23 protein-coding genes are annotated in these 25,258 nt (G+C 68.1%); 8 read left to right on the top strand and 15 right to left on the bottom strand.

Going from position 1 to position 25,258, the window contains the following annotated elements:
* Positions 1 to 26: 26 nt before the first annotated feature.
* The 5 genes from BXA00_RS14055 to BXA00_RS14035 all read right to left on the bottom strand — a co-directional run bounded on the left by BXA00_RS14055 (position 27) and on the right by BXA00_RS14035 (position 5,644).
* Positions 27 to 947, bottom strand: coding sequence for a complex I NDUFA9 subunit family protein (locus BXA00_RS14055; protein ID WP_076519044.1), 921 nt, complete (start codon positions 945 to 947; stop codon positions 27 to 29).
* 114 nt (positions 948 to 1,061) lie between these two features.
* The gene (locus tag BXA00_RS14050) at positions 1,062 to 2,027 is read right to left on the bottom strand and encodes a threo-3-hydroxy-L-aspartate ammonia-lyase (protein WP_076519043.1); all 966 of its coding nucleotides are present in this window, start codon (positions 2,025 to 2,027) and stop codon (positions 1,062 to 1,064) included.
* A 174-nt stretch (positions 2,028 to 2,201) separates the two neighbouring features.
* Positions 2,202 to 3,275 carry a Holliday junction branch migration DNA helicase RuvB gene (gene ruvB, locus BXA00_RS14045; protein WP_076521950.1) on the bottom strand — a complete coding sequence of 358 codons (1,074 nt, stop codon included), beginning with the start codon at positions 3,273 to 3,275 and terminating at the stop codon, positions 2,202 to 2,204.
* Positions 3,276 to 3,347: 72 nt separating this feature from the next.
* A complete protein-coding gene (locus tag BXA00_RS14040; RefSeq protein WP_076519042.1) occupies positions 3,348 to 4,943 on the bottom strand; it encodes an ATP-binding protein in 1,596 nt (531 codons plus the stop codon).
* Positions 4,943 to 5,644 carry a response regulator gene (locus BXA00_RS14035; RefSeq protein WP_076521949.1) on the bottom strand — a complete coding sequence of 234 codons (702 nt, stop codon included), beginning with the start codon at positions 5,642 to 5,644 and terminating at the stop codon, positions 4,943 to 4,945. The genes BXA00_RS14040 and BXA00_RS14035 overlap by 1 nt, the downstream gene beginning before the upstream one ends.
* Positions 5,645 to 5,873: 229 nt before the next feature.
* Here BXA00_RS14035 and BXA00_RS14030 point away from each other — a divergent pair, with 229 nt between their 5' ends.
* Together BXA00_RS14030 and recQ are read left to right on the top strand one after the other, a co-directional pair.
* Entirely contained in the window at positions 5,874 to 7,208 is a 1,335-nt protein-coding gene (locus tag BXA00_RS14030) for a fimbrial protein (protein WP_076519041.1), read from the top strand.
* A 91-nt stretch (positions 7,209 to 7,299) separates the two neighbouring features.
* Positions 7,300 to 9,129, top strand: a complete 1,830-nt coding sequence (recQ, locus tag BXA00_RS14025) for a DNA helicase RecQ (RefSeq protein ID WP_076519040.1) — start codon at positions 7,300 to 7,302, stop codon at positions 9,127 to 9,129.
* A 23-nt stretch (positions 9,130 to 9,152) separates the two neighbouring features.
* Here the strand turns inward: recQ and BXA00_RS14020 are convergent, their stop codons facing one another.
* Together BXA00_RS14020 and BXA00_RS14015 are read right to left on the bottom strand one after the other, a co-directional pair.
* Entirely contained in the window at positions 9,153 to 10,208 is a 1,056-nt protein-coding gene (locus tag BXA00_RS14020; RefSeq protein ID WP_076519039.1) for a cytochrome d ubiquinol oxidase subunit II, read from the bottom strand.
* The gene (locus BXA00_RS14015; protein WP_076519038.1) at positions 10,205 to 11,548 is read right to left on the bottom strand and encodes a cytochrome ubiquinol oxidase subunit I; all 1,344 of its coding nucleotides are present in this window, start codon (positions 11,546 to 11,548) and stop codon (positions 10,205 to 10,207) included. The genes BXA00_RS14020 and BXA00_RS14015 overlap by 4 nt, the downstream gene beginning before the upstream one ends.
* Before the next feature lie 136 nt (positions 11,549 to 11,684).
* Here BXA00_RS14015 and BXA00_RS14010 point away from each other — a divergent pair, with 136 nt between their 5' ends.
* The 4 genes from BXA00_RS14010 to minE all read left to right on the top strand — a co-directional run bounded on the left by BXA00_RS14010 (position 11,685) and on the right by minE (position 15,748).
* Positions 11,685 to 13,451 carry a glutamine--tRNA ligase/YqeY domain fusion protein gene (locus BXA00_RS14010; protein WP_076519037.1) on the top strand — a complete coding sequence of 589 codons (1,767 nt, stop codon included), beginning with the start codon at positions 11,685 to 11,687 and terminating at the stop codon, positions 13,449 to 13,451.
* Between the two features lie 159 nt (positions 13,452 to 13,610).
* Positions 13,611 to 14,519, top strand: coding sequence for a septum site-determining protein MinC (gene minC / locus BXA00_RS14005; protein ID WP_076519036.1), 909 nt, complete (start codon positions 13,611 to 13,613; stop codon positions 14,517 to 14,519).
* 152 nt (positions 14,520 to 14,671) lie between these two features.
* A complete protein-coding gene (minD, locus tag BXA00_RS14000; RefSeq protein WP_056569518.1) occupies positions 14,672 to 15,487 on the top strand; it encodes a septum site-determining protein MinD in 816 nt (271 codons plus the stop codon).
* A gap of 3 nt (positions 15,488 to 15,490) precedes the next feature.
* On the top strand, positions 15,491 to 15,748 hold the full coding sequence (gene minE, locus BXA00_RS13995) for a cell division topological specificity factor MinE (RefSeq protein ID WP_006217654.1): 258 nt from the start codon (positions 15,491 to 15,493) through the stop codon (positions 15,746 to 15,748).
* Between the two features lie 87 nt (positions 15,749 to 15,835).
* On the opposite strand, the gene BXA00_RS13990 is transcribed toward minE, so the two are convergent.
* The 4 genes from BXA00_RS13990 to BXA00_RS13975 all read right to left on the bottom strand — a co-directional run bounded on the left by BXA00_RS13990 (position 15,836) and on the right by BXA00_RS13975 (position 19,652).
* On the bottom strand, positions 15,836 to 16,060 hold the full coding sequence (locus tag BXA00_RS13990; RefSeq protein ID WP_056321146.1) for a glycine zipper 2TM domain-containing protein: 225 nt from the start codon (positions 16,058 to 16,060) through the stop codon (positions 15,836 to 15,838).
* A 192-nt stretch (positions 16,061 to 16,252) separates the two neighbouring features.
* The gene (locus tag BXA00_RS13985) at positions 16,253 to 16,786 is read right to left on the bottom strand and encodes an isochorismatase family protein (protein WP_076519035.1); all 534 of its coding nucleotides are present in this window, start codon (positions 16,784 to 16,786) and stop codon (positions 16,253 to 16,255) included.
* Positions 16,787 to 16,962: 176 nt separating this feature from the next.
* The gene (gene ettA, locus BXA00_RS13980) at positions 16,963 to 18,636 is read right to left on the bottom strand and encodes an energy-dependent translational throttle protein EttA (protein ID WP_076519034.1); all 1,674 of its coding nucleotides are present in this window, start codon (positions 18,634 to 18,636) and stop codon (positions 16,963 to 16,965) included.
* 92 nt (positions 18,637 to 18,728) lie between these two features.
* Positions 18,729 to 19,652 carry a DMT family transporter gene (locus BXA00_RS13975; protein WP_076519033.1) on the bottom strand — a complete coding sequence of 308 codons (924 nt, stop codon included), beginning with the start codon at positions 19,650 to 19,652 and terminating at the stop codon, positions 18,729 to 18,731.
* A gap of 99 nt (positions 19,653 to 19,751) precedes the next feature.
* On the opposite strand from BXA00_RS13975, the gene BXA00_RS13970 reads away from it, so the two are divergent.
* Positions 19,752 to 20,543 carry a helix-turn-helix transcriptional regulator gene (locus BXA00_RS13970; protein ID WP_076519032.1) on the top strand — a complete coding sequence of 264 codons (792 nt, stop codon included), beginning with the start codon at positions 19,752 to 19,754 and terminating at the stop codon, positions 20,541 to 20,543.
* 134 nt (positions 20,544 to 20,677) lie between these two features.
* Positions 20,678 to 21,199: a hypothetical protein gene (locus BXA00_RS13965; RefSeq protein WP_076519031.1), complete on the top strand. Its 522-nt coding sequence runs from the start codon at positions 20,678 to 20,680 to the stop codon at positions 21,197 to 21,199.
* 51 nt (positions 21,200 to 21,250) lie between these two features.
* On the opposite strand, the gene BXA00_RS13960 is transcribed toward BXA00_RS13965, so the two are convergent.
* From BXA00_RS13960 to BXA00_RS13945, 4 genes are all read right to left on the bottom strand, one after another.
* A complete protein-coding gene (locus BXA00_RS13960) occupies positions 21,251 to 22,246 on the bottom strand; it encodes an ABC transporter ATP-binding protein (RefSeq protein ID WP_076519030.1) in 996 nt (331 codons plus the stop codon).
* Positions 22,243 to 23,229 carry an ABC transporter ATP-binding protein gene (locus tag BXA00_RS13955; protein WP_076519029.1) on the bottom strand — a complete coding sequence of 329 codons (987 nt, stop codon included), beginning with the start codon at positions 23,227 to 23,229 and terminating at the stop codon, positions 22,243 to 22,245. Before BXA00_RS13955 ends, BXA00_RS13960 begins: the two co-directional genes overlap by 4 nt.
* A 122-nt stretch (positions 23,230 to 23,351) precedes the next feature.
* Positions 23,352 to 24,266 (bottom strand): ABC transporter permease, encoded by a 915-nt coding sequence (locus tag BXA00_RS13950; RefSeq protein WP_076519028.1) that lies wholly within the window; start codon positions 24,264 to 24,266, stop codon positions 23,352 to 23,354.
* Positions 24,266 to 25,255 carry an ABC transporter permease gene (locus BXA00_RS13945; protein ID WP_076519027.1) on the bottom strand — a complete coding sequence of 330 codons (990 nt, stop codon included), beginning with the start codon at positions 25,253 to 25,255 and terminating at the stop codon, positions 24,266 to 24,268. Before BXA00_RS13945 ends, BXA00_RS13950 begins: the two co-directional genes overlap by 1 nt.
* Positions 25,256 to 25,258: the final 3 nt, after the last annotated feature.

Here is a 25,258-nt window from a genome sequence, read left to right as displayed (position 1 = left end):
GGAGCGCGGGCGGGTTCACCGCCCGCTCAGGCCTTGCCGTGCAGGTAGCGCGGCGCCACGGCCTCCAGGCCGGTCGGCACCACATGCAGTTCCGGCGCGATGGGACCGCTGCAGATGTTGTCGCGGCGCAGCGAATCCAGGTTGTCCCGCGACATCAGGGGCGTGCCCGGCATGCATTCGAACAGCCGGGCCTGCATGCGCCCCACGCCCATCGGCATGCCGATGACCGGACGGGGATGGCCGCTCCAGGCGGCGCACAGCCGCGCGATCTCGCCCAGCGTGTAGACCTGCGGCCCGCCCAGTTCGTAGGTCTTGCCACAGGTATGCGTGTCGGCCAGCGCCGACACCATGGCGGTCACCACATCGCCCACGTAGACCGGCTGCATGCGCGCATCCGCGCCCGCCAGCGGCAGCACCGGCAGCCAGCGCGCCAGCGACGCGAACATATTGGTGAAGTTGTCGTCGGGTCCGAACAGGACCGACGGGCGGAAGATCGTCCAGCCGATGTCCCGACGGTCCTGGTAGGCCTGTTTGATGGCGGCCTCGCCGTCGCCCTTGGAGCGCTGGTACATGCTGTCGCCGCTGGAATCGGCGCCCAGCGCGCTGACGTGCAGCAGGCGGTGCACGCCGTGGCGCACGCAGGCCTGCGCGATGCGCTGCGGCAGCAGCACATGGGCGCGCGCGAAATCCGAGCCATAGGGCCGGCCCGTGTTGCCGTGCAGGATGCCAACCAGGTTGATGACGGCATCGCAGCCCCGCACCATGCCGTCCAGCGCGGCGTCGTCGTGGACGTCGGCCTGCATGAGGGTGACGGTGGGAAGTAATTGCAGGTCGCGTCCGCGGGCGACAAGCCGCGTGGGAACGACGATCTGATGCTGGTCCGCGCAAAGCCGTGCTACCAAGTGGCGGCCAATGAAGCCCGTGCCGCCAATGACAAGGATACGCATGGCGTCGCCTCCGGTTTGTCAGGATCGAGATTCGATTCTGCCCTGCCAGGTCGGCAGGCGCAAGCGCGCGCAGGCGGTCTGCCCCGCGCGCCGCTTGATTCGCCTTGATTCGCGTCAGCCCGCCAGAAGCCGGGCGTAGGCCGGCAGGTCGACGTTGCCGCCGCTGATGATGACGCCTACCCGGGCCCCACCCACCGGTACGACGTTCTGCATGACGGCGGCCGCGGCCAGGCAGCCCGTGGGTTCCACGACCATCTTCATGCGCTCGGCGAAGAATTTCATGGTGGTGACGAGCTGTTCATCCGTCACCGTGACGATGTCGCGGACGTACTTTTGGATGAGCGGGAAGGTGAGATTGCCCAGGTGCGTCGTCGCGGCGCCGTCGGCCAGGGTCTTGGGCGCGGGAATTCGGACAATTTCGCCCTTGCGCAAGGACTGCTGGCCGTCGTTGCCGGCCTCGGGCTCCACGCCGTAGACCAGGCAGCGCGGGCTGAGCGCGAAGGCGGACAGGGCCGAGCCCGACAGCAGGCCGCCGCCCCCCAGGCACACGAACAGGTAATCGAGTTCGCCGACCTCCTCGAACAATTCCTTGGCCGCGGTGCCCTGCCCCGCGATCACGTCTTCGTGGTCGTAAGGCGGGATCAGCGTCGCGCCGGTCTCGGCCTGGATGCGGCGGGCGATGGTTTCGCGATCTTCGGTGTAGCGGTCATACGTGACGATCTTGCCGCCGTAGCCCTCGGTGGCCGCGCGTTTGGCCGCAGGGGCGTCCAGCGGCATGATGATGGTGGCCGTTACGCCCTGCAGCCGGGAGGCCAGCGCAATGGCCTGCGCGTGGTTGCCCGACGAAAACGTCACGACGCCGGCGGCACGCTGTTCGGGCGTGAGGCGCGCGATCGCGTTGTACCCGCCCCGGAACTTGAAGGCGCCCATGCGCTGGAAGTTCTCGCACTTGAAGAACAGCGACGCGCCGGCGATGGCGTCGGCGGTCGTCGAGGTCAGGACGGGCGTGCGGTGTGCGTTGCCGGCCAGGCGCTCGCTGGCGCGCGCGACATCATCATAGGAGGGCAATTCGGGCAGCATGGAATGGGGTCCTTTGATCGCAAGGGGGAACGAAAACCCTGGGATCATAAACCCGCCGGCACGATTTGCACGCCGCCCGGACGCACGATGGTGCATGCAGCGGGCGGAGGGCGCCGCTCGCCGGCCGCGCCTCGCCGGCCGCGCCTCGCCGGCCGCGCCTAGCCGGCCGCGCGCCTACTTCCCGAACAGGTCGCCGCTGCCGCCGGTGGTGCCGGCGGGCGGGGCGAGGCCCAGGTGGCGCCAGGTGGTCAGCGTGGCCGTGCGGCCGCGCGGGGTGCGCTGCAGGTAGCCGTGCTGGATCAGATAGGGCTCGATGACGTCCTCGATCGTGTCGCGCTCTTCGCCGATGGCCGCGGCCAGACTGTCCACGCCCACGGGACCGCCGTCGAACTTGTGGACGATGGCTTCGAGCAATTTGCGGTCCATCAGGTCCAGGCCCTGCGGGTCGACCTCCAGCATGGCGAGCGCGCGGCCCGCGACGTCGGCGTCGATGGTGCCGCCGGCCTTGACCTCGGCGTAGTCGCGCACGCGCCGCAGCAGGCGGTTGGCGATACGCGGCGTGCCGCGGGCGCGGCGCGCCACTTCGGCCGCGCCGTCCGGCGTGATGACGGCGTTGAGCAAACCCGCACTGCGGGTCACGATGCGGCCCAGGTCTTCGGCGTTGTAGAACTCGAGCCGCGAGACGATGCCGAAGCGGTCGCGCAGCGGGTTGGTCAGCATGCCGGCGCGCGTGGTGGCGCCCACCAGCGTGAACGGCTGCAGGTCCAGCTTCACGCTGCGCGCGGCCGGGCCTTCGCCGATCAGGATGTCGATCTGGAAGTCTTCCAGCGCCGGATAGAGGATTTCCTCGACCACGGGCGACAGGCGATGGATTTCGTCAATGAAAAGGACGTCGTTCTTTTCCAGGTTGGTCAGCAGCGCGGCCAGGTCGCCCGGGCGTTCCAGGACCGGGCCGGACGTCTGGCGCAACTGCACGCCCATTTCATGCGCAATGATGTGGGCCAGCGTGGTCTTGCCCAGGCCCGGGGGGCCGAAGAGCAGGACGTGGTCCAGGGCCTCGCCGCGCTTTCTGGCCGCGGCGATGAAGATTTCGAGCTGTTCACGGGCGCGCTGCTGGCCGACGTACTCTTCCAGCGCCTTGGGCCGCAGTGCGCGTTCGATCGACTCCTCGTTGGGCGACACCGGCTGCGGCGCCACGATACGTGGCGCGTCGGGACGGGAGGAAAGCGAATCGGACTGGATGGCCATGGTGCGGAAAACGTGCAAAGGACGAAGCAGGATGCATCGTACCGTAGCGCGGGCCGCGCCGGGGCGCCCCCGTCAGGCGGCCGGGGCCAACGGCAGCCTGACGCGCACGCACAGGCCGCCGGCGTCGGCCTGGCGCAGCTCCAGCGAACCGCCGTGCGCCCGCGCGATGGCCTCGGCCAGCGCCAGGCCCAGGCCCACGCTACCGGTGCGCGTGCGCGCGTCGTCGAGCCGGCTGAACGGGCGCAGCGCCTCCAGGCGGCGCTCCGGCACGATGCCCGGCCCGTGGTCGGCGACATCCAGCACCGCCATTGCGTCCTCGCGGCGCAACGCGATCTCGACCGGCGGCGCGCCGTGGTTCAGCGCGTTGCCGATCAGGTTGTCCAGGAGGCGGCCCAGCGCGACGGCGTCGGCCTGCACCACCAGCCCGCTGGCCTCGGCCGCGGCATCCAGGCCGATGTCGGTGCCCGCGCCCTGCCAGGCGCCCACGCGTTCGGTCAGCCATTCGGACAGCACGATGGGCGCGTAGCGGTAGGCGGCCGGATCGGTGCCGCGCACGAAGCCGATGAACTGGTCCACCATGTGCTGCATGTCGCGCAGATCGGTGCGCAGCCCTTCCTTCAGCGTGGAGTCGTCCGCCATTTCGACGCGCAACCACATGCGCGACAGCGGCCCTTTCAGGTCATGCGGCAGGCCGGACAGCAGCGTGCGCCGCACCGAATCGGATTCGGACAGGGCGTCCAGCATGGCGTTGAAGCGTTCGCCCAGCACGCGCGTTTCGTGCGGACCCGAGGGTTCCACGCGCTGGGGCTGGCCGGCGGCAAGCTGGTCGGCGGCGTCGGCCAACCGCGTGATCGGCCGCGTGATGTGCCACGAAAAGCCCACGGCCAGCAAGAGCAGGAGCCCCAGGCCGCCCAGCCAGGCGGCGATGAACGGCGTGGCGACGGGCGGATCCAGCCGGTCCAGCGGAATGACCAGCCATTCGCGCAGGCGCGGCGCGTCCTCGGTGGCGGGATTGGGGGCCAGGGAAATGAAGATCTCCGGCGTGGGGCCGCGCGACAGCGCGACGCGGGTGCCGTCGTTCAGGCGTTCGTTGAGCTGCTGGACCAGCACGCGCAGGTCGCGGCGGATATCGTCGGGCTCGGGCTTGTAGCGGCGATTGTGCTCTTCGCGTTCGCGCGCGCGATCGGCCTCGCGCTGTTCGTCGCTGCGATCGTCCGCCCGCGCGGCGCCCGACTCGCCCTCATCGCCCCGGACCTCGGGCGGCGGAGGCGGCGGGGGGCCGTGCATCTGGGCATCCTGGGAAGACGGCGCGGGCGGCGGAGGCGGCGGCGGACGGGGCGCCGAACGGGGCGGTGGCGGGCGGCGGCCGTTGAATCGCTGCAGCTTGGCTTCGGCCGGCAGCACGCGCGACCACAGCCGCCATTGGTTCTGGGACGCGGCGCGCACGAAATCGGCGCGGTCTTCCGCCGGCACCTGGGATACGGCCGCGCGCAGCGTGCGGATCGTGGTGACGATGTAGCCGATGGCCACATCTTCCATGAACTTGTGCCGGAAGTACGACACCGTCACCAGGGTGGCAGCCTGCGTCAGCAGGACCGATCCCAGGATCAGCAGGATCAGCCGCGCCCGCAGCGAACGGGGCACCAGAAAGCCGGGGGAAAAGCGCATCAGGGGGAAAACCGGTAGCCGATGCCCCAGACGGTCTGGATCCAGCGCGGCTGCTTGGGATCGTCTTCGATCACGCGGCGCAGGCGCAGGATGGCGATGTCGATGGCGCGATCGTTGCGCTCGCCGGCGTCGTCATCGCGGGCCAGCGCCAGCAGGCGCTCGCGCGAGAGCGGCTTGCCCGCATTGCGGACCAGGGCTTCGAGCAGGTTGATTTCGCCGCCGGTCAGCTTGACGACCGTGCCTTCGCGCGAAAGCTGGCGCGTGGAAGGGTCGAAGACGAATGGGCCGAAGGAGACCGGCGCATCCTTGGTGAGCGCGGACGGGCCGCGCTTGCGGCGCAGCACCGCCTCGATGCGGGCCAGCAGTTCGCGCGGGTCAAAGGGCTTGCCGACGTAGTCGTCGGCGCCGGCTTCCAGGCCGATGATGCGGTCGACGGCTTCGTCGCGCGCGGTCAGCAGGATGACGGGAATGTCTTCGCCCTGCTCGCGCAGGCGGCGGCAGGCGTCGGCGCCGTCGCCGCCGGGCAGCATGCGGTCCAGCACCAGCAGGTCGGGTGCGTAGCGGGTGATGCGCGACGAGAGATCGGTCGCGTCGGGCGCCAGCAGCGTGTCGTAGCCGTGCCGATTCAGGTAGTCGGCCAGCAGTTGGCGCAAGGCCGGGTCGTCGTCGACGACCAGCAGCTTGGTGTGGGAATTGTCCATGGGCGTCATAGTGCGGCGCGCCGCCTTCGCCCGCAAGAGGCGAGAAATCATCTGAAATATACCCGTTGCACGATGTAGGGCGGATGTTTCGGGCATTTGACGGGTGGTTCCGGCGGGCCTGCCCGCCACGGTCATCTGGACCTAAAATGTCGCCTCCCCTGCCGCCGCTCGTGGGGTTTTCTAAAGATCGTTTACAGATGCGGGGCGGGACGTTCTCTACACTGTCCCCATGGTCGCCACTATCACCTGGCGCAGAGGGCTGTTGCACGCGGCGTTGACGGCAGGCCTGGCCTGGCCGCTGGCGCCTGCTTCCGGTGCCGAGCCTGATGCGACCCCATTTATCCTGACGCCGCCGCCGGCAGGTGAGGTCACGCACGTTGCGCGCGGCATCGGGGTGCTGTCTCCGGTCCAGTCCATCCCGGTGCGCCCCGCCCCGTCGCTGGACGATCGCGCCGTCCCGCTGGATCCCACGCCGTGCGACCTGCACGCGACGGAACCCGGCATGGACACGACGGTGCAAGGCGGCGCCCAGGAACCGCAGGAGGGATACGTCCCCGGCACGGGACTGGGCCTGGCGGGCGACGCGTTGCCGGTCCCGCTGTCCTGCGACCCGCTCGCCGCGCCCGCCTCGGCGGCCGACATCCCTCCCGATTACTCGTTCGCGCTCGAAGACGGCGACATTCCCAGCGTGCCGGTGGTGGTGATCTCGGGCGTGTCCCGCCCCAGCCGGCCCTGGTTCGCGTCCGTCAGCGGACAGGACGGCCTGCGCTACGGCGGCAGCCGCAACTGGGTCTACCGCAATACGTCGGGCCCCTCGCTCACGGTCGGCAACGTCAGCCCCAACGCGCCCGCCTGGGGCAGCGCCGCGCCGGTGGGCGGGCTGCAGATCGCCAACTGGGGCGGCACCGGCGCCACCCTGCCGGAGGGCAGCTTCGGCTATTCGTCCTCGCTGGGCAGGCTCAACCTCATGGACCCCGCCGCCCTGTCAGGGCCCGTCGACTACGGCGCCTCGGTGGGCAGCGGCAGCGTCCGTTACGGGCTTACGCCGGAAATGACGCTGGAGGGCCAGGTGCAGAGCGCGCCGTCGCTGACCACGCGCGGCGTGGGCACCACGTATTCCGCCGGCGAGTTCGGCACGTTCCAGGCCGGCGCCACCCAGAGCACGTTCGACGCGGCCAACGGTTACCGCTACCGCTTCGGCTACAGCGTGGACCTGGCCGACACCGTGACCCTGGGCTACACCAATGAACAGATCGGCGCGGGCTACGGCGATCTGTCGACCTATTCCGATGGCGTGGCGTCCGCCGCGCAGACACGCAATACGGTGTCGGCGGGGGTGCCGCTGTCGGGCTGGGGCACGTTGAGCGGCACGTATTCCGGCCTGCGCGAGGGCTCGGTGCTGGCCGAGCAGCGTGTGGGGCTATCCCACAGCATGTTCGTCGCGCCCAAGGTCAAGCTGGCCGTGGGCGCCGACCGGGACATCGTCACGGGCGACTACGGCTGGCGCGCCAACCTGAGCATGCCCGTCGACACCTTCATGCGCGGCACCTGGCTCAGCTGGTAGGCGCCTGGCAGGCGGACGAAAATATCCCGCCGGCGGGGCCTGCCGGAATTGGGGCTTAAAATCCCTGCCATGATGCTCCCGGCCTACCCCCATGTCTGACGCGCGCGCCCTCGGCGTGTTGCAGCGCGTTTTCGGTTACGAATCCTTCCGCGGCGACCAGCAAGCCATTGTCGAACAGGTGATCGGCGGCGGTGATGCGCTCGTCCTCATGCCCACCGGCGGCGGCAAGTCGCTCTGTTATCAGATCCCCTCGCTGGTGCGCGAAGGCACCGGCATCGTCGTGTCGCCCCTGATCGCGCTGATGCAGGACCAGGTGGACGCCCTGACCGAACTGGGCGTGCGCGCGGCCTTCCTCAATTCCACGCAGGAATGGCGGGTGGCCCGAGACGTGGAACAGGCCTTCCTGGACGGTGAGCTCGACCTGCTGTACGTGGCCCCCGAACGCCTCTTGACCGACCGCTGCCTGCAATTGCTGGACCGCGGCCGCATTGCGCTGTTCGCCATCGACGAAGCCCACTGCGTGTCCCAATGGGGCCACGACTTCCGGCCCGAATACCTGGGCCTGTCCATGCTGCACGAGCGCTGGCCGGACGTGCCGCGCATCGCGCTCACGGCCACGGCCACGGCGGTCACTCGCACCGAAATCGCCCAGCGCCTGTCCCTGGACGAAGCGCGCCATTTCGTCTCCAGCTTCGACCGCCCCAACATCCGCTACCGCATCGTCGAAAAGAACGAAGTGCGCAAGCAGCTGCTGGACATGATCCGCACCGAACACGACGGCGAATCCGGCGTGGTGTACTGCCTGTCGCGCGCCCGCGTCGAGGAAACGGCGGAGTTCCTCTGCAACCAGGGCATCGATGCGATGCCCTACCACGCGGGCCTCAGTCCGCAGGTGCGGGCGGCCAACCAGGCCCGTTTCCTGCGCGAGGACGGCGTGGTCATGGTCGCCACCATCGCGTTCGGCATGGGGATCGACAAGCCCGACGTGCGCTTCGTGGCGCACATCGACCTGCCCAAGTCGGTCGAAGGCTACTACCAGGAAACCGGCCGCGCCGGCCGCGACGGCCTGCCCGCGACCGCCTGGCTGGCCTATGGCCTGCAGGACGTGGTGCAGCAGCGCCGCATGATCGACGAATCCCCCGGCGACGAATCCTATCGCCGGCGCCTGGGCCAACAGCTCGACGCCATGCTCGGCCTGTGCGAAACGGTGGAATGCCGTCGCGTGCGGCTGCTGGCCTACTTTGGCCAGCACATCACCGCCTGCGGCAATTGCGACGTCTGCCTCGATCCGCCGCAGGCCTGGGACGGCACCGTCGCGGCGCAGAAGGTGCTGTCGGCGGTATACCGGCTCTGGAAAGAACGCGGCCAGCGCTACGGCGCGGGCCACATCATCGACATCCTGCGCGGCAAGGTCACCGACCGCACCCGGCAACACGGCCACGAGACCCTCAGCGTGTTCGGCGTGGGCGCGGACCTGAGCGACACCGCGTGGCGCGGCGTGCTGCGCCAGCTGCTGGCGCAGGGCCTGCTCACGGTGGACAACGAAGGCTTCGGCACGTTGGCCCTGACCGAAGGCAGCCGCGCCGTGCTCAAGGGCGAACGCCAACTGATGCTGCGGCGCGAGTCCGAGAAGAAGGCGCGCGCCGGCAAGACCGGCAGCGGGCGTCCCAAGGCCGCGGCGATCGACCTGCCGCCCGAGCTGCAGCCCGTGTTCGAGGCATTGCGGGCGTGGCGCGGCGAGGTCGCCAAGAGCCATGGCGTGCCGGCCTATGTGATCTTCCACGACGCCACGCTGCGGGAAATCGCGCTGGCCCGGCCGGCGTCCATGGACGATCTGAGCCACATCAACGGCGTGGGCGCCCGCAAGCTGGAAGCCTACGGCGAAGAAATCCTGCAGCGCGTGGCCAGACCCGTCCTGTAGCCGCCGGTTCCGGCGCGCCCCGCTCAGTACGAAGGCGGCGGCAGCAGCGGCACCGGGCGGCGCTCCTTGCCGAACACGGACCGGTAGGCCAGGATGTTGAAGACCAGCACCACCGGTATCCCCACGACCGCGCCCGCCATCACCAGCCGCATCGATCCCAGCGCGCCCGCGCCGTCCCACAGCGTCATGTCGTCCAGGATCAGGTACGGGAACAGGCTGTAGGCCAGCCCGCTCAGCATCAGGAGAAACAGCGCCACCGTCAGCACGAACGGCAGCCAGCTGAAGCGGTCGGCCCTGCCGGGCAGCCGCGCCAGCAGCATTTCCGCGGCCACGAAGCCGGCCAGCATCAGCACCCACACCGACGCCGCAAGGCTCAGGTGCGCGATGTTGCTCCACTTGTAGAAGATGCCGGCGTTGGCCAGGCCCAGCGTGACCGCGATCGCCACCATGCCCACCGCCGTCCAGCGGATCGCATGGCGCGCCCAGTTGGCGGCGCGGCGCTGGAGGTCGCCGTCCACGCGCATGACCAGCCACGACGCGCCCAGCAGCACGTATGCCGCCACCGCGCACAGGCCCACGAACATCGCGAACCAACCGTAGCCGGCGTCGGACTGGTATCCGGTGGCGATCCGGCCCAGCAGCATGCCCTGGCCGAACGCCGTGATGATGGAGCCGGCCCAGAACGCGAAGATCCAGCGCGGCTTGAGTTCCGTGCGGGCGCGGATGCGGAATTCGAAGGCGACGCTGCGCAGCACCACGCCGAGCACCATGAAGGTCAGCGGCCCGTAGAGCTTGCCCAGCACGGCGCCCCACGCGAACGGGAACGCGGCCGCGAACAGCCCCATGCCCAGCAGCAGCCAGAATTCGTTGGCGTCGCGCCAGGGGCTCAGCAGGCTCATCATGCGTCCGCGCTCGTGCTCGGGCGCGATCTGCAGCAGGATGCCGACGCCAAGATCGAAGCCGTCCAGGACCATGCCCGCGGCGATGACGACGAACAGCAGGGCCATGAAGGCGAGCGGCATCCAGAACGAGGGGTCGTCGGGACTCAGGCCCTGCGAGGCAGCCAGCATCGCGATCATGGCGCACCTCCGATCAGCTTGCGCACCGGCACCACGCCGTAGCGCGCGGCATGGAACAGCATGCCGGCGAACGCGGCCAACAGCAGCGCGTACAACAGCACGTAGCCGGCCAGGCCATACAGCACGGTGCTGGCGGGCATGGACCCGAGGACCTCGGATTGCGTGACGGTGCCGTTCACGACGAAGGGCTGCAGCCCGATGATCGACACCCACCAGCCCGCCACGACGGCGATGCCGCCGGAAAACATCATGCCGCACAGGACTCGCTGCCACCACGTCGGCAAGGACGAGGGATCCATCCCGCGCCGGAACGTCCACAGGAACGTCACACACGCGACCACCAGCATGAGCAGGCCCAGCCCCGCCGCCACGCGCAGCGACCAGAAGGTCAGCGCGACCGGGGGCAACATGCCCGAATACTTGTCCAATCCCTGGTAGGTGCCATCCGGATTGCGGTGCAGCCACATCCCGCCGGCATTGTTCAGCGTCAGGTCGGCCACGTTGGTGTGGGCGCGGGCGTCGGGCCAGCCGAACAACACCAGTTGCGGCACGGGCCCGCTTTCCCAGAACCCCGCCGCGGCGGCGGCCTTGGCCGGCTGAAGCTGGGCCATCATCTGCCCCGCGCCGGTCGCGACCGGCAATTGCAGGAAGGCGCCCACCACGGCCACGACCAGGGCAGTCTTGAACGCGCTGCGCTCGCCCTCGCCCAGCGGTCGGCGCAAGGCCTGCAACGCGGTCACGCCCATGATGAGGAACGAGGCGGCCAGGGCGGCGCCGACCATCACCACGGCCATGCGCCAGCCGATGGACGGATTCAGCACGACCTTCACCCAGTCATAGACCTGATAGCGGCCATCCACCAGCAGCGCGCCGTCCGGCGTCTGCATCCACGATTGCAGGGCCAGGACCCAGAACACGGCAACCAGCTGCCCCACCGCCACCATCAGCACGGCCAGCGTGTGCGCGGCGTCCGACACGCGGCGCTGGCCGAACAGCATGACCCCCAGGAAGCAGGACTTGAGGATGAATACCGACAGGATGCCGTAGCCCAGCAGCGGACCGGCCACATTGCCGATCTTGTCCATCAGGCCCGCCCACAGGCTGCCGATCTGGATCAGGACGGGCACGCTGGCCGCCAGCGTCAGCACAAAGGCCAGCGCGAAAATGCGCACCCAGAAGCGGTAGGCCGCCGTCCAGCCGCCATGGCGGGACCACCGGGCCCGGATCTTGAAGAACAGCAGCACCCAGGCCAGCGCCAGGGAAACGGCGAGAAAAATTGCCAGGAAGCTTAGACTGGCCACGAACTGCGCCCGGGCCAGGGATAGGGTCGAGATATCCATAATGGCCCGTAGTGTAGAGCCAGTTACATGACGATGGGGGCGGATTGAAACCGGTTGCAGGCGTGACGAAAAGGGGCGCGCGGCGGAACGTGGCAAAATTGACGCTTTGTCGCTGCTTTTTCCTATTCTTTCAAGAATGACCTCCGCCACGACGCCGACCCCCGCCGCATCAAACTTCCTGCTCAACATCGTCCAAGACGACCTCGAAGCCAATCGCTTCCAGGGCAAGCGCTGGGCGGGCAAGCCTGGCCCGGCGGCCTTGCAGCAGCAGGGAGACGCGGACCCGGCCCGCATCCGCACGCGCTTTCCGCCGGAGCCCAACGGCTACCTGCACATCGGCCACGCCAAGAGCATCTGCGTGAACTTCGGCCTGGCGCGCGACTTCGGCGGCGTCTGCCACCTGCGCTTTGACGACACCAACCCCGAGAAAGAAGACCAGGAATACGTCGACGCCATCATCGAGGCCGTCCACTGGCTGGGCTTTGACTGGAAGGCCGACGGCCGCGAGAACCTGTACTTCGCCAGCGACTATTTCGGCTATATGTACGAGTTCGCCGAAGCCCTGATCGAAGCGGGCCACGCCTATGTCGACGCGCAGAGCGCGGACGAGATCCGCGCCAACCGCGGCACCCTGACCGAACCCGGCACGGATTCGCCCTGGCGCAACCGCCCGGCGGCCGAATCCATCGCGCTGCTGCGCGAAATGCGCGACGGCAAGCATCCGGACGGCAGCCTGGTGCTGCGCGCGAAGATCAACATGGCGTCGCCCAACATCAACCTGCGCGACCCGGTCATGTACCGCGTGCGCCACGCCACCCACCACCGCACCGGCGACCAGTGGTGCATCTACCCGATGTACAGCTGGGCGCATCCGGTGGAAGACGCGCTGGAAGGCATCACGCACAGCGTCTGCACGCTTGAATTCGAAGACCAGCGCCCGTTCTACGACTGGATCCTGGCGCGCCTGGCCGAACTCGGCAAGCTGGCCCAGCCGCTGCCGCGCCAGTACGAGTTCGCCCGCCTGAACCTCAGCTACGTCGTCACCAGCAAGCGCAAGCTGCTGCAACTGGTGAAGGAAGGCCACGTGGACGGCTGGGACGATCCGCGCATGCCCACCATCTTCGGCCTGCGCCGCCGCGGCTACACCCCCGCCTCGATCCGCCTTTTCTGCGACCGCACCGCCGTGTCCAAGTCCGATTCGCGCATCGACTACAGCCTGCTGGAGCAGGCCGTGCGCGACGACCTGGACCCCATCGCCCCGCGTTCGGTGGCCGTGCTGGATCCGATCAAGCTGGTCATCACCAACTACCCCGAAGGGCAGACCGAGACCTGCACCGCGCCGCGCAACCCGCACGATCCGGACGCCGGCGTGCGCGAATTCCCGCTGTCGCGCGAATTGTGGATCGAACGCGACGACTTCCGCGAAGAAGCGCCCAAGAAGTATTTCCGCCTCTTCCCCGGCAACACCGTGCGCCTGAAGTACGGCTATGTCGTGCGCTGCACCGGCTTCACCAAGAACGAGGCCGGCGAGGTCGTCGAAGTGCAGGCCGAATACCTGCCGGACACCAAGAGCGGTACGCCGGGGGCCGACAGCGTCAAGGTCAAGGGCAACATCACCTGGGTCAGCGCGGCGCACGCGGTGCCCGCGCAGATCCACCTGTACGACCGCCTCTTCGCCGATCCGCGTCCGGACGGCGGCGACAAGGACTTCCTGGCCTGCCTGAACCCCAATTCCAAAGAGACCGTCACGGCCTGGCTGGAGCCGGGCACGGTCGCCACGCCGGGCGCCACCTGGCAGTTCGAGCGCCTGGGTTACTTCACGGCCGACCTCAAGGACTCGACGCCGCAGACGCCGGTGCTGAACCGCATCGTGACCTTGCGCGATTCCTGGGCCCAGGGCTGACCTCCCGCGCGCGCAATACGGGGAAAAGGCGTCTTGCGACGCCTTTTTCTTTCGCTGTGCGGCCGGCTCAGCCCGCCCTGGGCGGGTTATCATCCCCGACATCCCGCAGCCGGTTGAGCGCGCCGTTTTTCGGCGCCCGGACCGCCAGCCACAATCAAGATGAACACTGAATCCCTAGCCCTGGACTTCAAGAGCGCCACCCTTTATGCCATCCGGGTGGTTTTGCATAGCGCCGACCCCGAACGCCTGAACGCAGCGCTCACCAAGCGCATGGCGGATGCCGGCAGCTTCTTTGAAAACGAGCCCGTCGTCATCGACGCCAGCCGGGTCGAGGAAAAGATCGACTGGCCGGCGCTGGTGGAATCGCTGCGCGGCCACAACCTGCCCCCGATCGGCGTCGTGGCCGAAGGCGTGAACCTGCAGGCCGCGCGCGACGCGGGCCTGACGCCGGTCGAACTGTCCACGCCTGCCGCCCGCCCCGCCCCCGTGGTCGACACCGCGCCGCCCAACGATGTCGCGACGCCGGTGCCGTCCGTGCCGGCCGCCGCCGTCGAAATCGCCCCCGCGCCCACCGACACCTCGGCCAATGCGGCGGAAACGCCCGCGGCCCATGCCGACGCGCAGGACAAGCCCGCTGCGGCCGACGCCGCGCCCGCGGCAGACCCGCTGCCGGCGCGCGCCGCCAGCAGCACGACGTCTGCCGCCAGTCCCACGCCGTCGGCGCCGCACTCGTCCTCGGCGCTGGTGGTCACGCGGCCGCTGCGCTCGGGGCAACGCATCTATGCGCGCCACACGGACCTGGTGGTGATCGGCATGGTCAGCCAGGGCGCGGAAGTCATCGCCGACGGCAACGTCCACGTGTACGGTCCGCTGCGCGGCAAAGCCATGGCCGGCGCGCGCGGCGACACGTCGGCGCGCATCTTCACGACGCATCTGGATGCGGAACTGCTGGCCGTGGCGGGCGTGTACCGCGTGGTCGAAGACAAGCTCGACGGCGCGCTGCAGAACCAGCCCGCGCTGGTCCGCCTGGACGGCGACACCTTGCGCATCGAGGCCCTCAAGGCGTGATGCCCGCCCCCGGACGCCTCGGTTTGCGTCCGGTTGCGCGGCGGCGGCGCGGCCGCTGCCCGCTCAAATCTCAACACATCCTGTAAGAAGCCTTACATGGGCTTTTTGCTTTACGATAACGCGATTTATTCGAACATAAGGGTTTGATCGTCATGACACGCATTGTTGTGGTGACTTCCGGCAAAGGCGGCGTGGGCAAGACCACGACGAGCGCCAGTTTTTCCGCGGGCCTCGCGATGCGGGGCCACAAGACGGCTGTCATCGACTTTGACGTCGGCCTGCGCAATCTCGACCTCATCATGGGTTGCGAGCGTCGCGTGGTGTACGACTTCGTCAATGTGATCCAGGGCGAGGCCACCCTCAAGCAGGCGCTGATCAAGGACAAGCAGCTCGAGAACCTGTTCATCCTGCCCGCCTCGCAAACGCGCGACAAAGACGCGCTGACGCAGGAAGGCGTGGAAAAGGTCATCAACGACCTGAAGGAAATGGGCTTTGACTACATCGTCTGCGACTCGCCCGCCGGCATCGAGACCGGCGCGCTGATGGCGGCCTACTTCGCCGACGACGCGCTGGTGGTCACGAACCCCGAGGTGTCCTCGGTGCGCGACTCTGACCGCATCCTGGGCATCCTGGCGGCCAAGTCCAAGCGCGCCGTCGATGGCGACGAACCGGTCAAGGAATACCTGCTGTTGACGCGCTACAACCCCAAGCGCGTGTCCGACGGCGAGATGCTGTCGCTGACCGACATCGAAGACATCCTGCGCATCAAGCTGATCGGCGTGATCCCCGAGTCCGAAGCCGTGCTGCAGGCGTCGAACCAGGGCCTGCCCGCCATTCACCTGAAAGACACCGACGTCTCGGAAGCCTACAAGGACGTCGTCAGCCGCTACCTGGGCGAAGACAAGGCGCTGCGCTTTACCGACTACGAAAAGCCCGGTTTCCTGAAGCGCCTGTTCGGAGGAAAGTAAGCGATGTCCTTCCTGTCGTTTCTGCTCGGTCAAAAGAAGACCTCCGCGTCCGTCGCCAAAGAACGGTTGCAGATCATCCTGGCCCACGAGCGTGGCCGCGGGGATTCGCCCGATTACCTGCCCCAGTTGCAGCAGGAACTGATCGCGGTCATCTCCAAGTACGTGAAGATCAATCCTGAAGACATCAAGGTGCACCTGGAACGCCAGGACACGCTGGAAGTGTTGGAAGTAAAGATCGAGATGCCGCAGAACGAGACCTGATGCCTCGTCGCGCGCGCGGCCTGGCCGCGCGCACCGCGCAAAAAAACGCCCGGCATTGCCGGGCGTTGCTTTTGGGGCGTGGAAAGATCAGCGCTTGCCGACCTGATCGCCAATCACCCCGCCGATGGCAGCGCCGCCCACGGTGCCGAGCACGCCGCCGTTCGTGATCACGGCGCCGGCAACGCCGCCCAGCGCGGCGCCCCCCACCGTGCTCTTCTGGCGATGGCTCATGCCATCCCACGATGAACAACCCGCCATGGTGGCGGCCAAGGCCACGGCGGCACAGATCTTGGAAAGCGATGCGATTTTCATGATGAAGCTCCTGTTCTTGTACCCGGGGGCCGCACCGGTGAACCGTGACGCGAGCGCGCGGACCTTTTGGGATTCAGAGCCTTCAGGATCGCAAAATATCCGGGGACACACTGTTAGGTTTGCCCAGGAATTGTGTCAAAGGGAGAGTGGATCTTTGCACTCCCCTGGGAACCATGTTGCAGGGGCGTCCCGCTATTTGACCAGACGTAACACGTCGCGGAAGCGCGGATGCTCGCAGGTCTCCATCCATTCGAAAATCGCCATCTCGGTGGTGACGATCTCGGCGCCGTGGGCGCGCGCGCGTCGCAGGGCCGCGTGATGGTCCGAGGGTTTGCGCGAGCCGGCGGCGTCCGCCACCAGCACCGCCTTGTAGCCCAGCTCGGTCAGGCCGATCACGGTCTGCAGGACGCAGATGTGCGCCTCGCAGCCGGCCACCAGCACCGTCCGGCGCGAGGCCGGCAGCCAGCCATCGAACCCGGGCTCGCGGGCCGAGGAAAAGTGCATCTTCTGGAACGTGGCCTGCACCTGTTCGCGCAACGGGTCCACCGTGACGCCCAGCATCTTGCCGTGATGCTCGGTGGCCACCACGGGCACGTCGAGGAGGCGAGCGGCCTGCGCCAGCTTGTGCGCGGCGTTGAGCACGGCGTCGCCGTCGTGAATGGCGGGCATCAGGCGGCCCTGCATGTCGACGATCAGCAGGGTGGAATCGGAGGCGGACAGCAGCATGATGAAAGGCTCCCAGGACAATGCCCCAGGATAACCCCGCGCGGCGGGCGGTGTCTGGCGCCCGGGAGGCCGCGTTGCGAACTGAATGCCCATGCCTGCAGGGCGCCAGACACAAAAAAATCCCGGCGCGCAGGCCGGGATTCGTGGTGCCGATCAGCGATCAGCCGCGAGGCGGCTTACTTCAGCGCCTTATAGCGCAGGCGCTTGGGCTTGGCGCCCTCTTCGCCCAGGCGGCGCTTCTTGTCGGCTTCGTATTCCTGGTAGTTGCCGTCGAAGAACACGACCTGCGAGTCGCCTTCGAAAGCCAGGATGTGCGTGGCGATACGGTCCAGGAACCAGCGATCGTGGCTGATCACCATGACGCTGCCCGGGAACTCCAGCAGCGCGTCTTCGAGCGCGCGCAGGGTTTCGACGTCGAGGTCGTTGGACGGTTCGTCGAGCAGCAGCACGTTGCCGCCGGCGATCAGCGTCTTGGCCATGTGCAGGCGGCCGCGTTCGCCGCCCGAGAGCTGGCCCACGACCTTGTTCTGGTCGCCGCCCTTGAAGTTGAAGCGGCCCAGGTAGGCGCGCGACGACATTTCGAACTTGCCCACGGTCAGGATGTCGGCGCCGTCCGACACCGCGTCGAACACGGTCTTCTTGTCTTCCAGCGCATCGCGCGACTGGTCGACGTAGGCGAGCTTGACGGTCTGGCCGATCTTGACTTCGCCCGAATCCGGCTGCTCGCGGCCCGAGATCATGCGGAACAGCGTCGACTTACCGGCGCCGTTGGCGCCGATGATGCCCACAATGGCGCCGGGCGGCACCTTGAAGCTGAGGTTGTCGATCAGCAGGCGGTCGCCATAGGCCTTGCTGACGTTGTTGAATTCGATGACCTCGTTGCCCAGGCGCTCGCCCACCGGAATGAAGATTTCCTGGGTTTCGTTGCGCTTCTGGTATTCGTAGGACGACAGTTCCTCGAAACGCGCCAGGCGCGCCTTGGCCTTGGCCTGGCGTCCCTTGGGGTTCTGGCGCACCCACTCCAGTTCCTTCTTGATGGTCTTCTGGCGTGCCGATTCCGAGGATTCTTCCTGCTTGAGGCGGTCTTCCTTCTGTTCCAGCCACGAGCTGTAGTTGCCCTTCCAGGGAATGCCGTAGCCGCGGTCCAGTTCGAGGATCCACTCGGCGGCGTTGTCCAGGAAGTAGCGATCGTGGGTCACGCCCACGACAGTGCCGGGGAACTTGTGCAGGAATTGTTCCAGCCACTCGACGCTTTCGGCATCCAGGTGGTTGGTGGGTTCGTCCAGCAGCAGCATGTCGGGCTTGGACAGCAGCAGGCGGCACAGGGCCACGCGGCGCTTTTCACCGCCGGACAGGTTGCCGACGATGGCGTCCCAGGGCGGCAGGCGCAGCGCGTCGGCGGCGATCTCCATCTGGTGCTCGATATCGTCCGAACCGCTGGAGGCGGCCGCGGCGATGATGGCTTCCAGTTCGGCCTGTTCGGCGGCCAGCGCGTCGAAGTCCGCATCGGGTTCGGCGTAGGCGGCGTAGACCTCGTCCAGGCGCTTCTTGGCGGTGACGACCGCGCCCAGGCCTTCTTCGACGGCCTGGCGGACCGTGTGCTCGGGGTTGAGCTGCGGTTCCTGCGGCAGGTAGCCGATGTTCAGGCCCGGCATGGGGATGGCTTCGCCTTCGATCTCGCGGTCAACGCCCGCCATGATCTTGAGCAGCGTCGACTTGCCCGAGCCGTTCAGGCCCAGCACGCCGATCTTGGCGCCAGGAAAAAACGAAAGCGAGATATCGCGCAGGATCTGCCGCTTGGGCGGCACGATCTTGCCGACGCGGTTCATGGTGTAGACGTATTGGGCCATGGGCTCGTAGAAGAGATATAGCTGAGAAACCGTTGATTGTAGGCCGGAACCCCGGCCGGCGTGCGGCGGCGGCGATCCGCCCCCGTCTTGCGTCAGCCGGCTTTGGGGGCGCGCCGGGGCAGGCCCGGCGTGCGCATCTGCGCCAGCATCACGCCGGCCACCGCCAGGGCGCCGCCCGCGATGTGGAAGAGATGCGGTTTCTCGTCCAGGAACAGCGCCGCGATGGCGACGGTGAACACGGGCATGACGTTCAGGAAGATGCTGGCGCGGTTGGGTCCCAGGTGCCGCACGCCCTGCATCCACAGGTACGGCGCGAACAGCGACGGGAAGACCGCCGCGTAGAGCACCAGCGGCACGTTGGCGGCGTTCAGCGGCGACGGCGGCGCCAGCAGGAAGGCAGGCAACTGGAACAGGATGCCGAAGGCGACCTGCACGTACAGCGATTGCCACGGTCCGACCGGCAAGGCCCAGCGCCGCAGCAGCACGCCATACAGGGCGTAGGCCAGCGCGCCCAGCCCCATCAGCACGTCGCCGCGATTGGCGCCCAGGGACAGCAGCCGGGCCGGATCGCCCTCGCCGATCAGGAGCGCCAGGCCGGCCAGCGACACGAGACCGCCCAGCACCGCCATGGCCGACGGCCGTTCGCGCATCACCACCGCCATGACCGCGACCGTCAGCAGCGGAATCATCGCGGTGATGAAGCCCATGTTGGTGGCGGTGGTGGAGGACGCGGCCACGTACGCAAGCCCCTGGTACAGCGCCATGCCCAGTCCGCCCAGCACGGCGAACTTGGGCCAATGCGCCAGCACCAGGCGGCGCTGGGCCCATACGCCCGGCAGCGCAAACGGGGTCAGCACCGCGCCCGCCAGCGCCCAGCGGTAAAAGCCGATGGCGGCCGGCGCGATCACCCCGGCCGCCATCTTGGTCACGATCATGTTGATCGACCAGATCAGGGCCGCCAGGAGCGGGAAAAGGAAGAATCGGAACGGGGTGTGCGGGGCGTCGGAGCGCGTCATCGAAACTGACCAGCGGGGATACGAAAGGCAGGCCAGTGTAGGCCGCGTCCGACATGATGTATATACTGAAAAACAGACAAAACCACGCGAACATCCGACATGGCGCCTGCCGTCGACTTCCCGATCCTGGCCGAACACCTGCCCTACCCGCTGGCCTGCCGCATCCTGCACTTCACGCCCAATTCGCGCATGAAGCGTCACACCTCGCCCTGGGCCGAGCTGAATTTCGCCATCTCCGGCATCATGGAAATCGGCATCCGCGGCGTGACCTATCTGTCGCCGCCGCAGTACGCCATCTGGATACCTCCCGGGGTGGAGCACTGCTGCCAGAACGCAGGCGAAGTGCACTACGCCTGCATCGACATCCCGGCCGGGGCCTGCGCGGGCCTGCCCGATGCGCCTTGCACGCTGGAGATCAGCCCCGTCATGCGGGCGATCCTGGCGGACTTCGAACGGCGCGGCATCTGCCATCCGGTGACGCCGGAAGACCGGAGAATGGCGCAGATCGTCATCGACCAGGCCCGCCAGGCGCGCGCCTACGCCAGCTATCTGCCCTCCACCAGCGATCCCATCCTGGCGCCGGTCCTGTCCGCGTTGCAGCGCACCCCCGGCGACCGGCGCGGCGCGGCCTACTGGGCCGGCACCGCGGGGATCACCGAGCGCACGCTGCTGCGCCATTGCCAGCAGCACCTGGGCATGTCGTTCAACGACTGGCGACAGCGGCTGCGCGTGGTCAGCGCGCTGGGCCTGCTGGACGAAGGCCGTCCGGTGCAGGCGGTGGCGCGCGAGCTGGGCTACAGCAGTCCCTCCGCCTTCATCGCCATGTTCCAGCGGCTGACCGGCGAATCGCCGGACAGCGCCCGCAAGCGCGGCCTGCCCGCGGGCGCCTGACGTGCCGCGTTTACCTGCCGTGCCCGCGTTTGTTCGTAATCCAAGCGTCCGATGCACCGCAGCGCAGTTCGCGCGACAATAGCGGCTGACGTATCTGCCGTGCCGTCGCGGCTTCATCGCGCCCAGGAATCTTCATGTCCGCTTCTGCCACTCCCCCCGCCTCCTTGACCCATTTCAGCGCACCCGAACTGGACATGCTGGCCAAGACCGCGGACGCGCTCAGCGCCTACCTGGGCAAGCCCGTGCTGGCCGAAGTGGTGCTGGGCGACGAAGGCACCGAATGGGTGACCTTCGGCGTCCCGATGGACGAGAAAGCCGAAACCGACGAGGAACAGACGCACGTGCAGATGGGCGGCCCGGGCGCGCGGCTGCTGGGCAACCGCGGCGGCCTGCCCCAGTCCGACGACGACACCTACGACTGCCTGTACCTCTGGGCGATCCAGATCTCGCTGAACGACGGCGAACGCTTCATCAAGCTGGACCACGACGGCGAAGAGTCCGCCTGGTCCGACAGCCTCGAAGACGTGCTGCCCTTTGCGCTGAGCGAAGAACCGCAGCCGGACCCGGACGAGGAAGAAGAGGACGACGATGAGGAGGCGGACGACGCGGACGACGACGGCATTCCGTACGACGACGTCCACAATCACCGCCATTGAGCGGCGCGCGCCGCGGCCCGGGCGGTCGCCCCGGCCACGGCGCTTGCCGCATCACGCCGTGATCCGGCCTTCCTGCACCGCGTGGCACGCCACGATCGACACGCCGGCCAGCATTGCCGCCGGCGCCTCCGCCCGGCACCGGTCATTGGCGTGCGGGCAGCGCGGATGGAAGGTGCATCCGGACGGCGGATTCAACGGGTTGGGCACCTCTCCGGCCACCGCCGTGCGCGGCTTGCCCGCGCCATTGATGTCGGGGATCGCTTCCAGCAGCATCCGCGTGTAGGGATGCCGCGGCCGCGCGAAGAGTTCATCGCGCGGCGCCACTTCCACCATGCGGCCCAGGTACATCACCCCCACGCGATCGGCAACGTGGTGCACCACGGCCAGGTTGTGGGAAATGAACAGGTACGTGAGCCCAAGCTTGCGCTGCAGGTCCTTCATCAGGTTCAGCACCTGCGCCTGCACGGACACGTCCAGCGCCGAGGTGGGCTCGTCGCACACCAGGAACTCCGGATTGACCGCCAGCGCGCGCGCGATCGAGATGCGCTGGCGCTGGCCGCCCGAGAACTGGTGCGGGTAGCGCCCCTGGTCGGCCGGGTCCAGGCCCACCTGCCGCAGCAGGTCGCTGACGCGCGCCACGCGCTCGTCGGGCGTCATCTGCGTATGGGTCAGCATCGGCTCGGCGATGATGCGGCCCACGCGCCAGCGCGGGTTCAGGCTGGCATAGGGGTCCTGGAAAATCATCTGCAGGCGCTTGCGCAGGGCGCGGCCGCCCGGTTCCGACATGCGCGACAGCGGCTGGCCGTCGAAGCGGATGTCGCCCCGGGTCAGGCCATACAGCCCGACCAGCATGCGCGCCACCGTGGACTTTCCACAGCCCGATTCGCCCACCAGGGCCAGCGTTTCGCCGCGGGCGATGTCGAATGACACGCCATCGACCGCGCGCAGCATCACTTTCGGCTTGCGCGCCAGCGTGCGCTCCAGCCAGGGGGGCGACACATCGAACCAGCGCGCCGCGTCCTTTACTTCCACCAAGGGCGTGCTCATGCGGCCACCTCCAACGTATTGCCCGTGTCATGCAGCCAACAGGCCGCGCGCGACGTGCCCGCGGGCATCAGCTCGGGCCGTTCGTGCGCGCAGCGCGGCAGCCGCTGGCCGCAACGCGGATTGAATGCGCATCCCGGCGGAATGGCGTTCAGACGCGGCATGCTGCCGTCGATCTGCACCAGCCTTTCGGCGTGGCCTTCCAGCGTAGGGATGGACCCCATCAGCCCCGCCGTATAGGGGTGGCGCGGATGGTGGATCACGTCGGCCACCGGGCCGATCTCGGCCACGCGGCCCGCGTACATCACCGCCACGCGGTCGGCGGTCTCGGCGATCACGCCCATGTCGTGGGTGATCAGCATGACCGCCGTGCCGTTCTCGCGGCACAGGCGCTTGAGCAGCTCGATGATCTGCGCCTGGATCGACACGTCCAGCGCGGTCGTGGGTTCGTCGGCCACCACCAGCTTCGGTTCCGCGGCCAGGGCCAGCGCGATCACCACGCGCTGGCGCATGCCGCCGGAAAACTGATGCGGGTAGTGGTCGATGCGCTCGCGCGCGGCGGGAATGCCCGTGGCCGCCAGCAACTCGACCGCGCGGTTGCGCGCCTGCGACCACGACATGTCCAGGTGGGTCACGATGGTTTCGGCGAGCTGCCTGCCCACCGTGTACAGCGGGTTCAGCGACGTCAGCGGGTCCTGGAACACCGCCCCGATCTCGCGGCCGCGCACGCGGCGCATTTGCTCGTCGGGCAGGTTGTCGATGCGCCGGCCCGCCAGCAGGATTTCACCGCCCGCGATGCGGCCGGGCGGTTCGAGCAGGCCGATGATGGCGGCGCCGGTCAGCGATTTGCCGGCGCCGGATTCGCCCACCACGCCCAGGACTTCGCCCGCCTGGATGGAAAAGGACACGTCGTCCAGGGCGCGTAGCGTGCCGCGGCGCGTGGGGAATTCCACGCGCAGGTTGCGGACCTCTAGTAATACGCTCATGCGCGATACCTCTATTCAAATACCTGTTGCACACGCCAGCGGGGCCGCAGCGGATCCGGGTCTCCCGGTCCGCTCGCGGCGCCCCCTTGAGGGGGAAGCGCCGCAGGCGCTTCGGGGGTGGGTCAATTCAGGCGGGGGTTGAGCGCATCGCGCAGCCAGTCGCCCAGCAGGTTGACCGACAGCACCAGCAGCACCAGCGCCGCGCCCGGGAAAATGGTGATCCACCACTCTCCGGAAAACAGGAAATCGTTGCCGATGCGGATCAGCGTGCCCAGCGACGGCGCGGTCGGCGGCACGCCCACCCCCAGGAACGACAGCGTCGCCTCGGTGATGATGGCGGTGGCCAGGTGCACCGTCGCCAGCACCAGCACCGGCCCCAGCACGTTGGGCAGCACGTGGCGGAACATGATGACGGGCGAGGCCACGCCGATCACGCGCGCCGCCTGCACGTATTCGCGGTTCTTCTCGACCAGCGTCGAGCCGCGCACCGTGCGGGCATACTGCGGCCAGCCGGCCAGCGCGATGGCGCCGATCAGGACGGGAAAGGCGATCAGCTCGTGCATCTCTCGGGGCACCGCCGCCCGCGCCACGCCGTCGATGAGCAGCGCGATCAGGATGGCGGGAAACGAAAGCTGCACGTCGGCCACGCGCATGATGAAGGCATCGATGCGCCCGCCCGCATAGCCCGACACCAGGCCGAGCACGATGCCGATCAGCATCGACAAAAACACCGACGCCAGCCCGATCAGCAGCGACACGCGCGTGCCGTAGAGGATGGCCGAGTACAGGTCGCGGCCCTGGCTGTCGGTGCCCAGCAGGTACGTGGCCTGTCCATTGGGCTCCCAGGCCGGCGGCAGCAGCGCGTCCAGCAGTTCCACCTTGGTCAGGTCGAACGGATTGTGCGGCGCGACCCAGCCGGCCCCGAAGGAGCCGATCAGCAGGGCCGCCAGCAGCAGCGTGGCCGCGATGGCCACGGGCGCCCGGCGCCAGGCCCAGGCGATGTCGCTGTCCCACCAGCGTTTGAGTACGGCGCGCATCAGTGAGCCCCCCCGCCGCGAGTCAGCCCGGAACGCAGCCGCGGGTCCACGACGAAATACAGAAGATCGACGATCAGGTTGATCACCACGAACACCAGCGCGATGAGGCACAGGTACGCGGCCATCACCGGCACGTCGGCGAATTGCACGGCCTGGATGAAGAGCAGGCCCATGCCCGGCCACTGGAACACGGTCTCCGTCACGATGGCGAAGGCGATGATGCCGCCCAATTGAAGGCCGGTGATGGTGATGACCGGCACCATCGTGTTCTTGAGCGCATGGCCGAAGTGGATGGCGCGGCGCTTCAATCCCCGGGCCCGTGCGAACTTGATGTAGTCCGAGCGGAGGACCTCCAGCATTTCGGAGCGCACCAGGCGCAGCACCAGCGTCATCTGAAAGAGCGACAGCGTGATGGACGGCAGGATGAGATGCTTCCAGCCCGTCGCGGTGAACAGTCCCGACGTCCACCAGCCCAGGCTGACCGTCTCGCCGCGCCCGTAGCTGGGCAGCCAGCCCAGCTGCACCGAAAACACCAGGATCAGCAGGATGCCGATCAGGAAGGTGGGCAGCGACACCCCCAGCAGCGAGCCGGCCAGCAGCAGTTGCGAAAACAGGCTGTTGCGCTTGAGGGCCGTGTACACGCCCAGCGGCACGCCCACGACCAGCGCCAGCAGCGCGGCCACCATGGACAGCTCCAGCGTGGCCGGCAGGCGGGATTTCAGCAGGGAGGAAACGGGTTCGCTCTGGCGCAGGGAAATGCCGAAATTGCCCTGCATGGCGTTGACCACGAAGTGGCCGAATTGCACGATGGCGGGGTCGTTCAGGCCCAGGCGTTCTCGAAGTTCGATGCGCTCGGCATCGGTGGCGTCCTGCCCCAGCATGATGGTGACAGGGTCGCCCACGTATTGGAAAAGCACGAAGGCCAGTAGCGCGACGGTGAGCATCACCGCTACGGCCTGCAACAGGCGACGCAGTATGAAAGCGAACATAGG

This window comes from Achromobacter sp. MFA1 R4, from assembly GCF_900156745.1.
Taxonomy (GTDB): domain Bacteria; phylum Pseudomonadota; class Gammaproteobacteria; order Burkholderiales; family Burkholderiaceae_B; genus Achromobacter.
Note: the sequence above shows the minus strand (reverse complement) of the source record. Positions and strands in the feature narration are given on the sequence as shown.

What these genes read in the sequence shown, in the direction of transcription:
- BXA00_RS14055 (WP_076519044.1), bottom strand. Translation starts at nt 947, where the DNA reads ATGCGTATCCTTGTCATTGGCGGCACGGGCTTCATTGGCCGCCACTTG.
- BXA00_RS14050 (WP_076519043.1), bottom strand. Translation starts at nt 2,027, where the DNA reads ATGCTGCCCGAATTGCCCTCCTATGATGATGTCGCGCGCGCCAGCGAG.
- ruvB (WP_076521950.1), bottom strand. Translation starts at nt 3,275, where the DNA reads ATGGCCATCCAGTCCGATTCGCTTTCCTCCCGTCCCGACGCGCCACGT.
- BXA00_RS14040 (WP_076519042.1), bottom strand. Translation starts at nt 4,943, where the DNA reads ATGCGCTTTTCCCCCGGCTTTCTGGTGCCCCGTTCGCTGCGGGCGCGG.
- BXA00_RS14035 (WP_076521949.1), bottom strand. Translation starts at nt 5,644, where the DNA reads ATGGACAATTCCCACACCAAGCTGCTGGTCGTCGACGACGACCCGGCC.
- BXA00_RS14030 (WP_076519041.1), top strand. Translation starts at nt 5,874, where the DNA reads ATGGTCGCCACTATCACCTGGCGCAGAGGGCTGTTGCACGCGGCGTTG.
- recQ (WP_076519040.1), top strand. Translation starts at nt 7,300, where the DNA reads ATGTCTGACGCGCGCGCCCTCGGCGTGTTGCAGCGCGTTTTCGGTTAC.
- BXA00_RS14020 (WP_076519039.1), bottom strand. Translation starts at nt 10,208, where the DNA reads ATGATCGCGATGCTGGCTGCCTCGCAGGGCCTGAGTCCCGACGACCCC.
- BXA00_RS14015 (WP_076519038.1), bottom strand. Translation starts at nt 11,548, where the DNA reads ATGGATATCTCGACCCTATCCCTGGCCCGGGCGCAGTTCGTGGCCAGT.
- BXA00_RS14010 (WP_076519037.1), top strand. Translation starts at nt 11,685, where the DNA reads ATGACCTCCGCCACGACGCCGACCCCCGCCGCATCAAACTTCCTGCTC.
- minC (WP_076519036.1), top strand. Translation starts at nt 13,611, where the DNA reads ATGAACACTGAATCCCTAGCCCTGGACTTCAAGAGCGCCACCCTTTAT.
- minD (WP_056569518.1), top strand. Translation starts at nt 14,672, where the DNA reads ATGACACGCATTGTTGTGGTGACTTCCGGCAAAGGCGGCGTGGGCAAG.
- minE (WP_006217654.1), top strand. Translation starts at nt 15,491, where the DNA reads ATGTCCTTCCTGTCGTTTCTGCTCGGTCAAAAGAAGACCTCCGCGTCC.
- BXA00_RS13990 (WP_056321146.1), bottom strand. Translation starts at nt 16,060, where the DNA reads ATGAAAATCGCATCGCTTTCCAAGATCTGTGCCGCCGTGGCCTTGGCC.
- BXA00_RS13985 (WP_076519035.1), bottom strand. Translation starts at nt 16,786, where the DNA reads ATGCTGCTGTCCGCCTCCGATTCCACCCTGCTGATCGTCGACATGCAG.
- ettA (WP_076519034.1), bottom strand. Translation starts at nt 18,636, where the DNA reads ATGGCCCAATACGTCTACACCATGAACCGCGTCGGCAAGATCGTGCCG.
- BXA00_RS13975 (WP_076519033.1), bottom strand. Translation starts at nt 19,652, where the DNA reads ATGACGCGCTCCGACGCCCCGCACACCCCGTTCCGATTCTTCCTTTTC.
- BXA00_RS13970 (WP_076519032.1), top strand. Translation starts at nt 19,752, where the DNA reads ATGGCGCCTGCCGTCGACTTCCCGATCCTGGCCGAACACCTGCCCTAC.
- BXA00_RS13965 (WP_076519031.1), top strand. Translation starts at nt 20,678, where the DNA reads ATGTCCGCTTCTGCCACTCCCCCCGCCTCCTTGACCCATTTCAGCGCA.
- BXA00_RS13960 (WP_076519030.1), bottom strand. Translation starts at nt 22,246, where the DNA reads ATGAGCACGCCCTTGGTGGAAGTAAAGGACGCGGCGCGCTGGTTCGAT.
- BXA00_RS13955 (WP_076519029.1), bottom strand. Translation starts at nt 23,229, where the DNA reads ATGAGCGTATTACTAGAGGTCCGCAACCTGCGCGTGGAATTCCCCACG.
- BXA00_RS13950 (WP_076519028.1), bottom strand. Translation starts at nt 24,266, where the DNA reads ATGCGCGCCGTACTCAAACGCTGGTGGGACAGCGACATCGCCTGGGCC.
- BXA00_RS13945 (WP_076519027.1), bottom strand. Translation starts at nt 25,255, where the DNA reads ATGTTCGCTTTCATACTGCGTCGCCTGTTGCAGGCCGTAGCGGTGATG.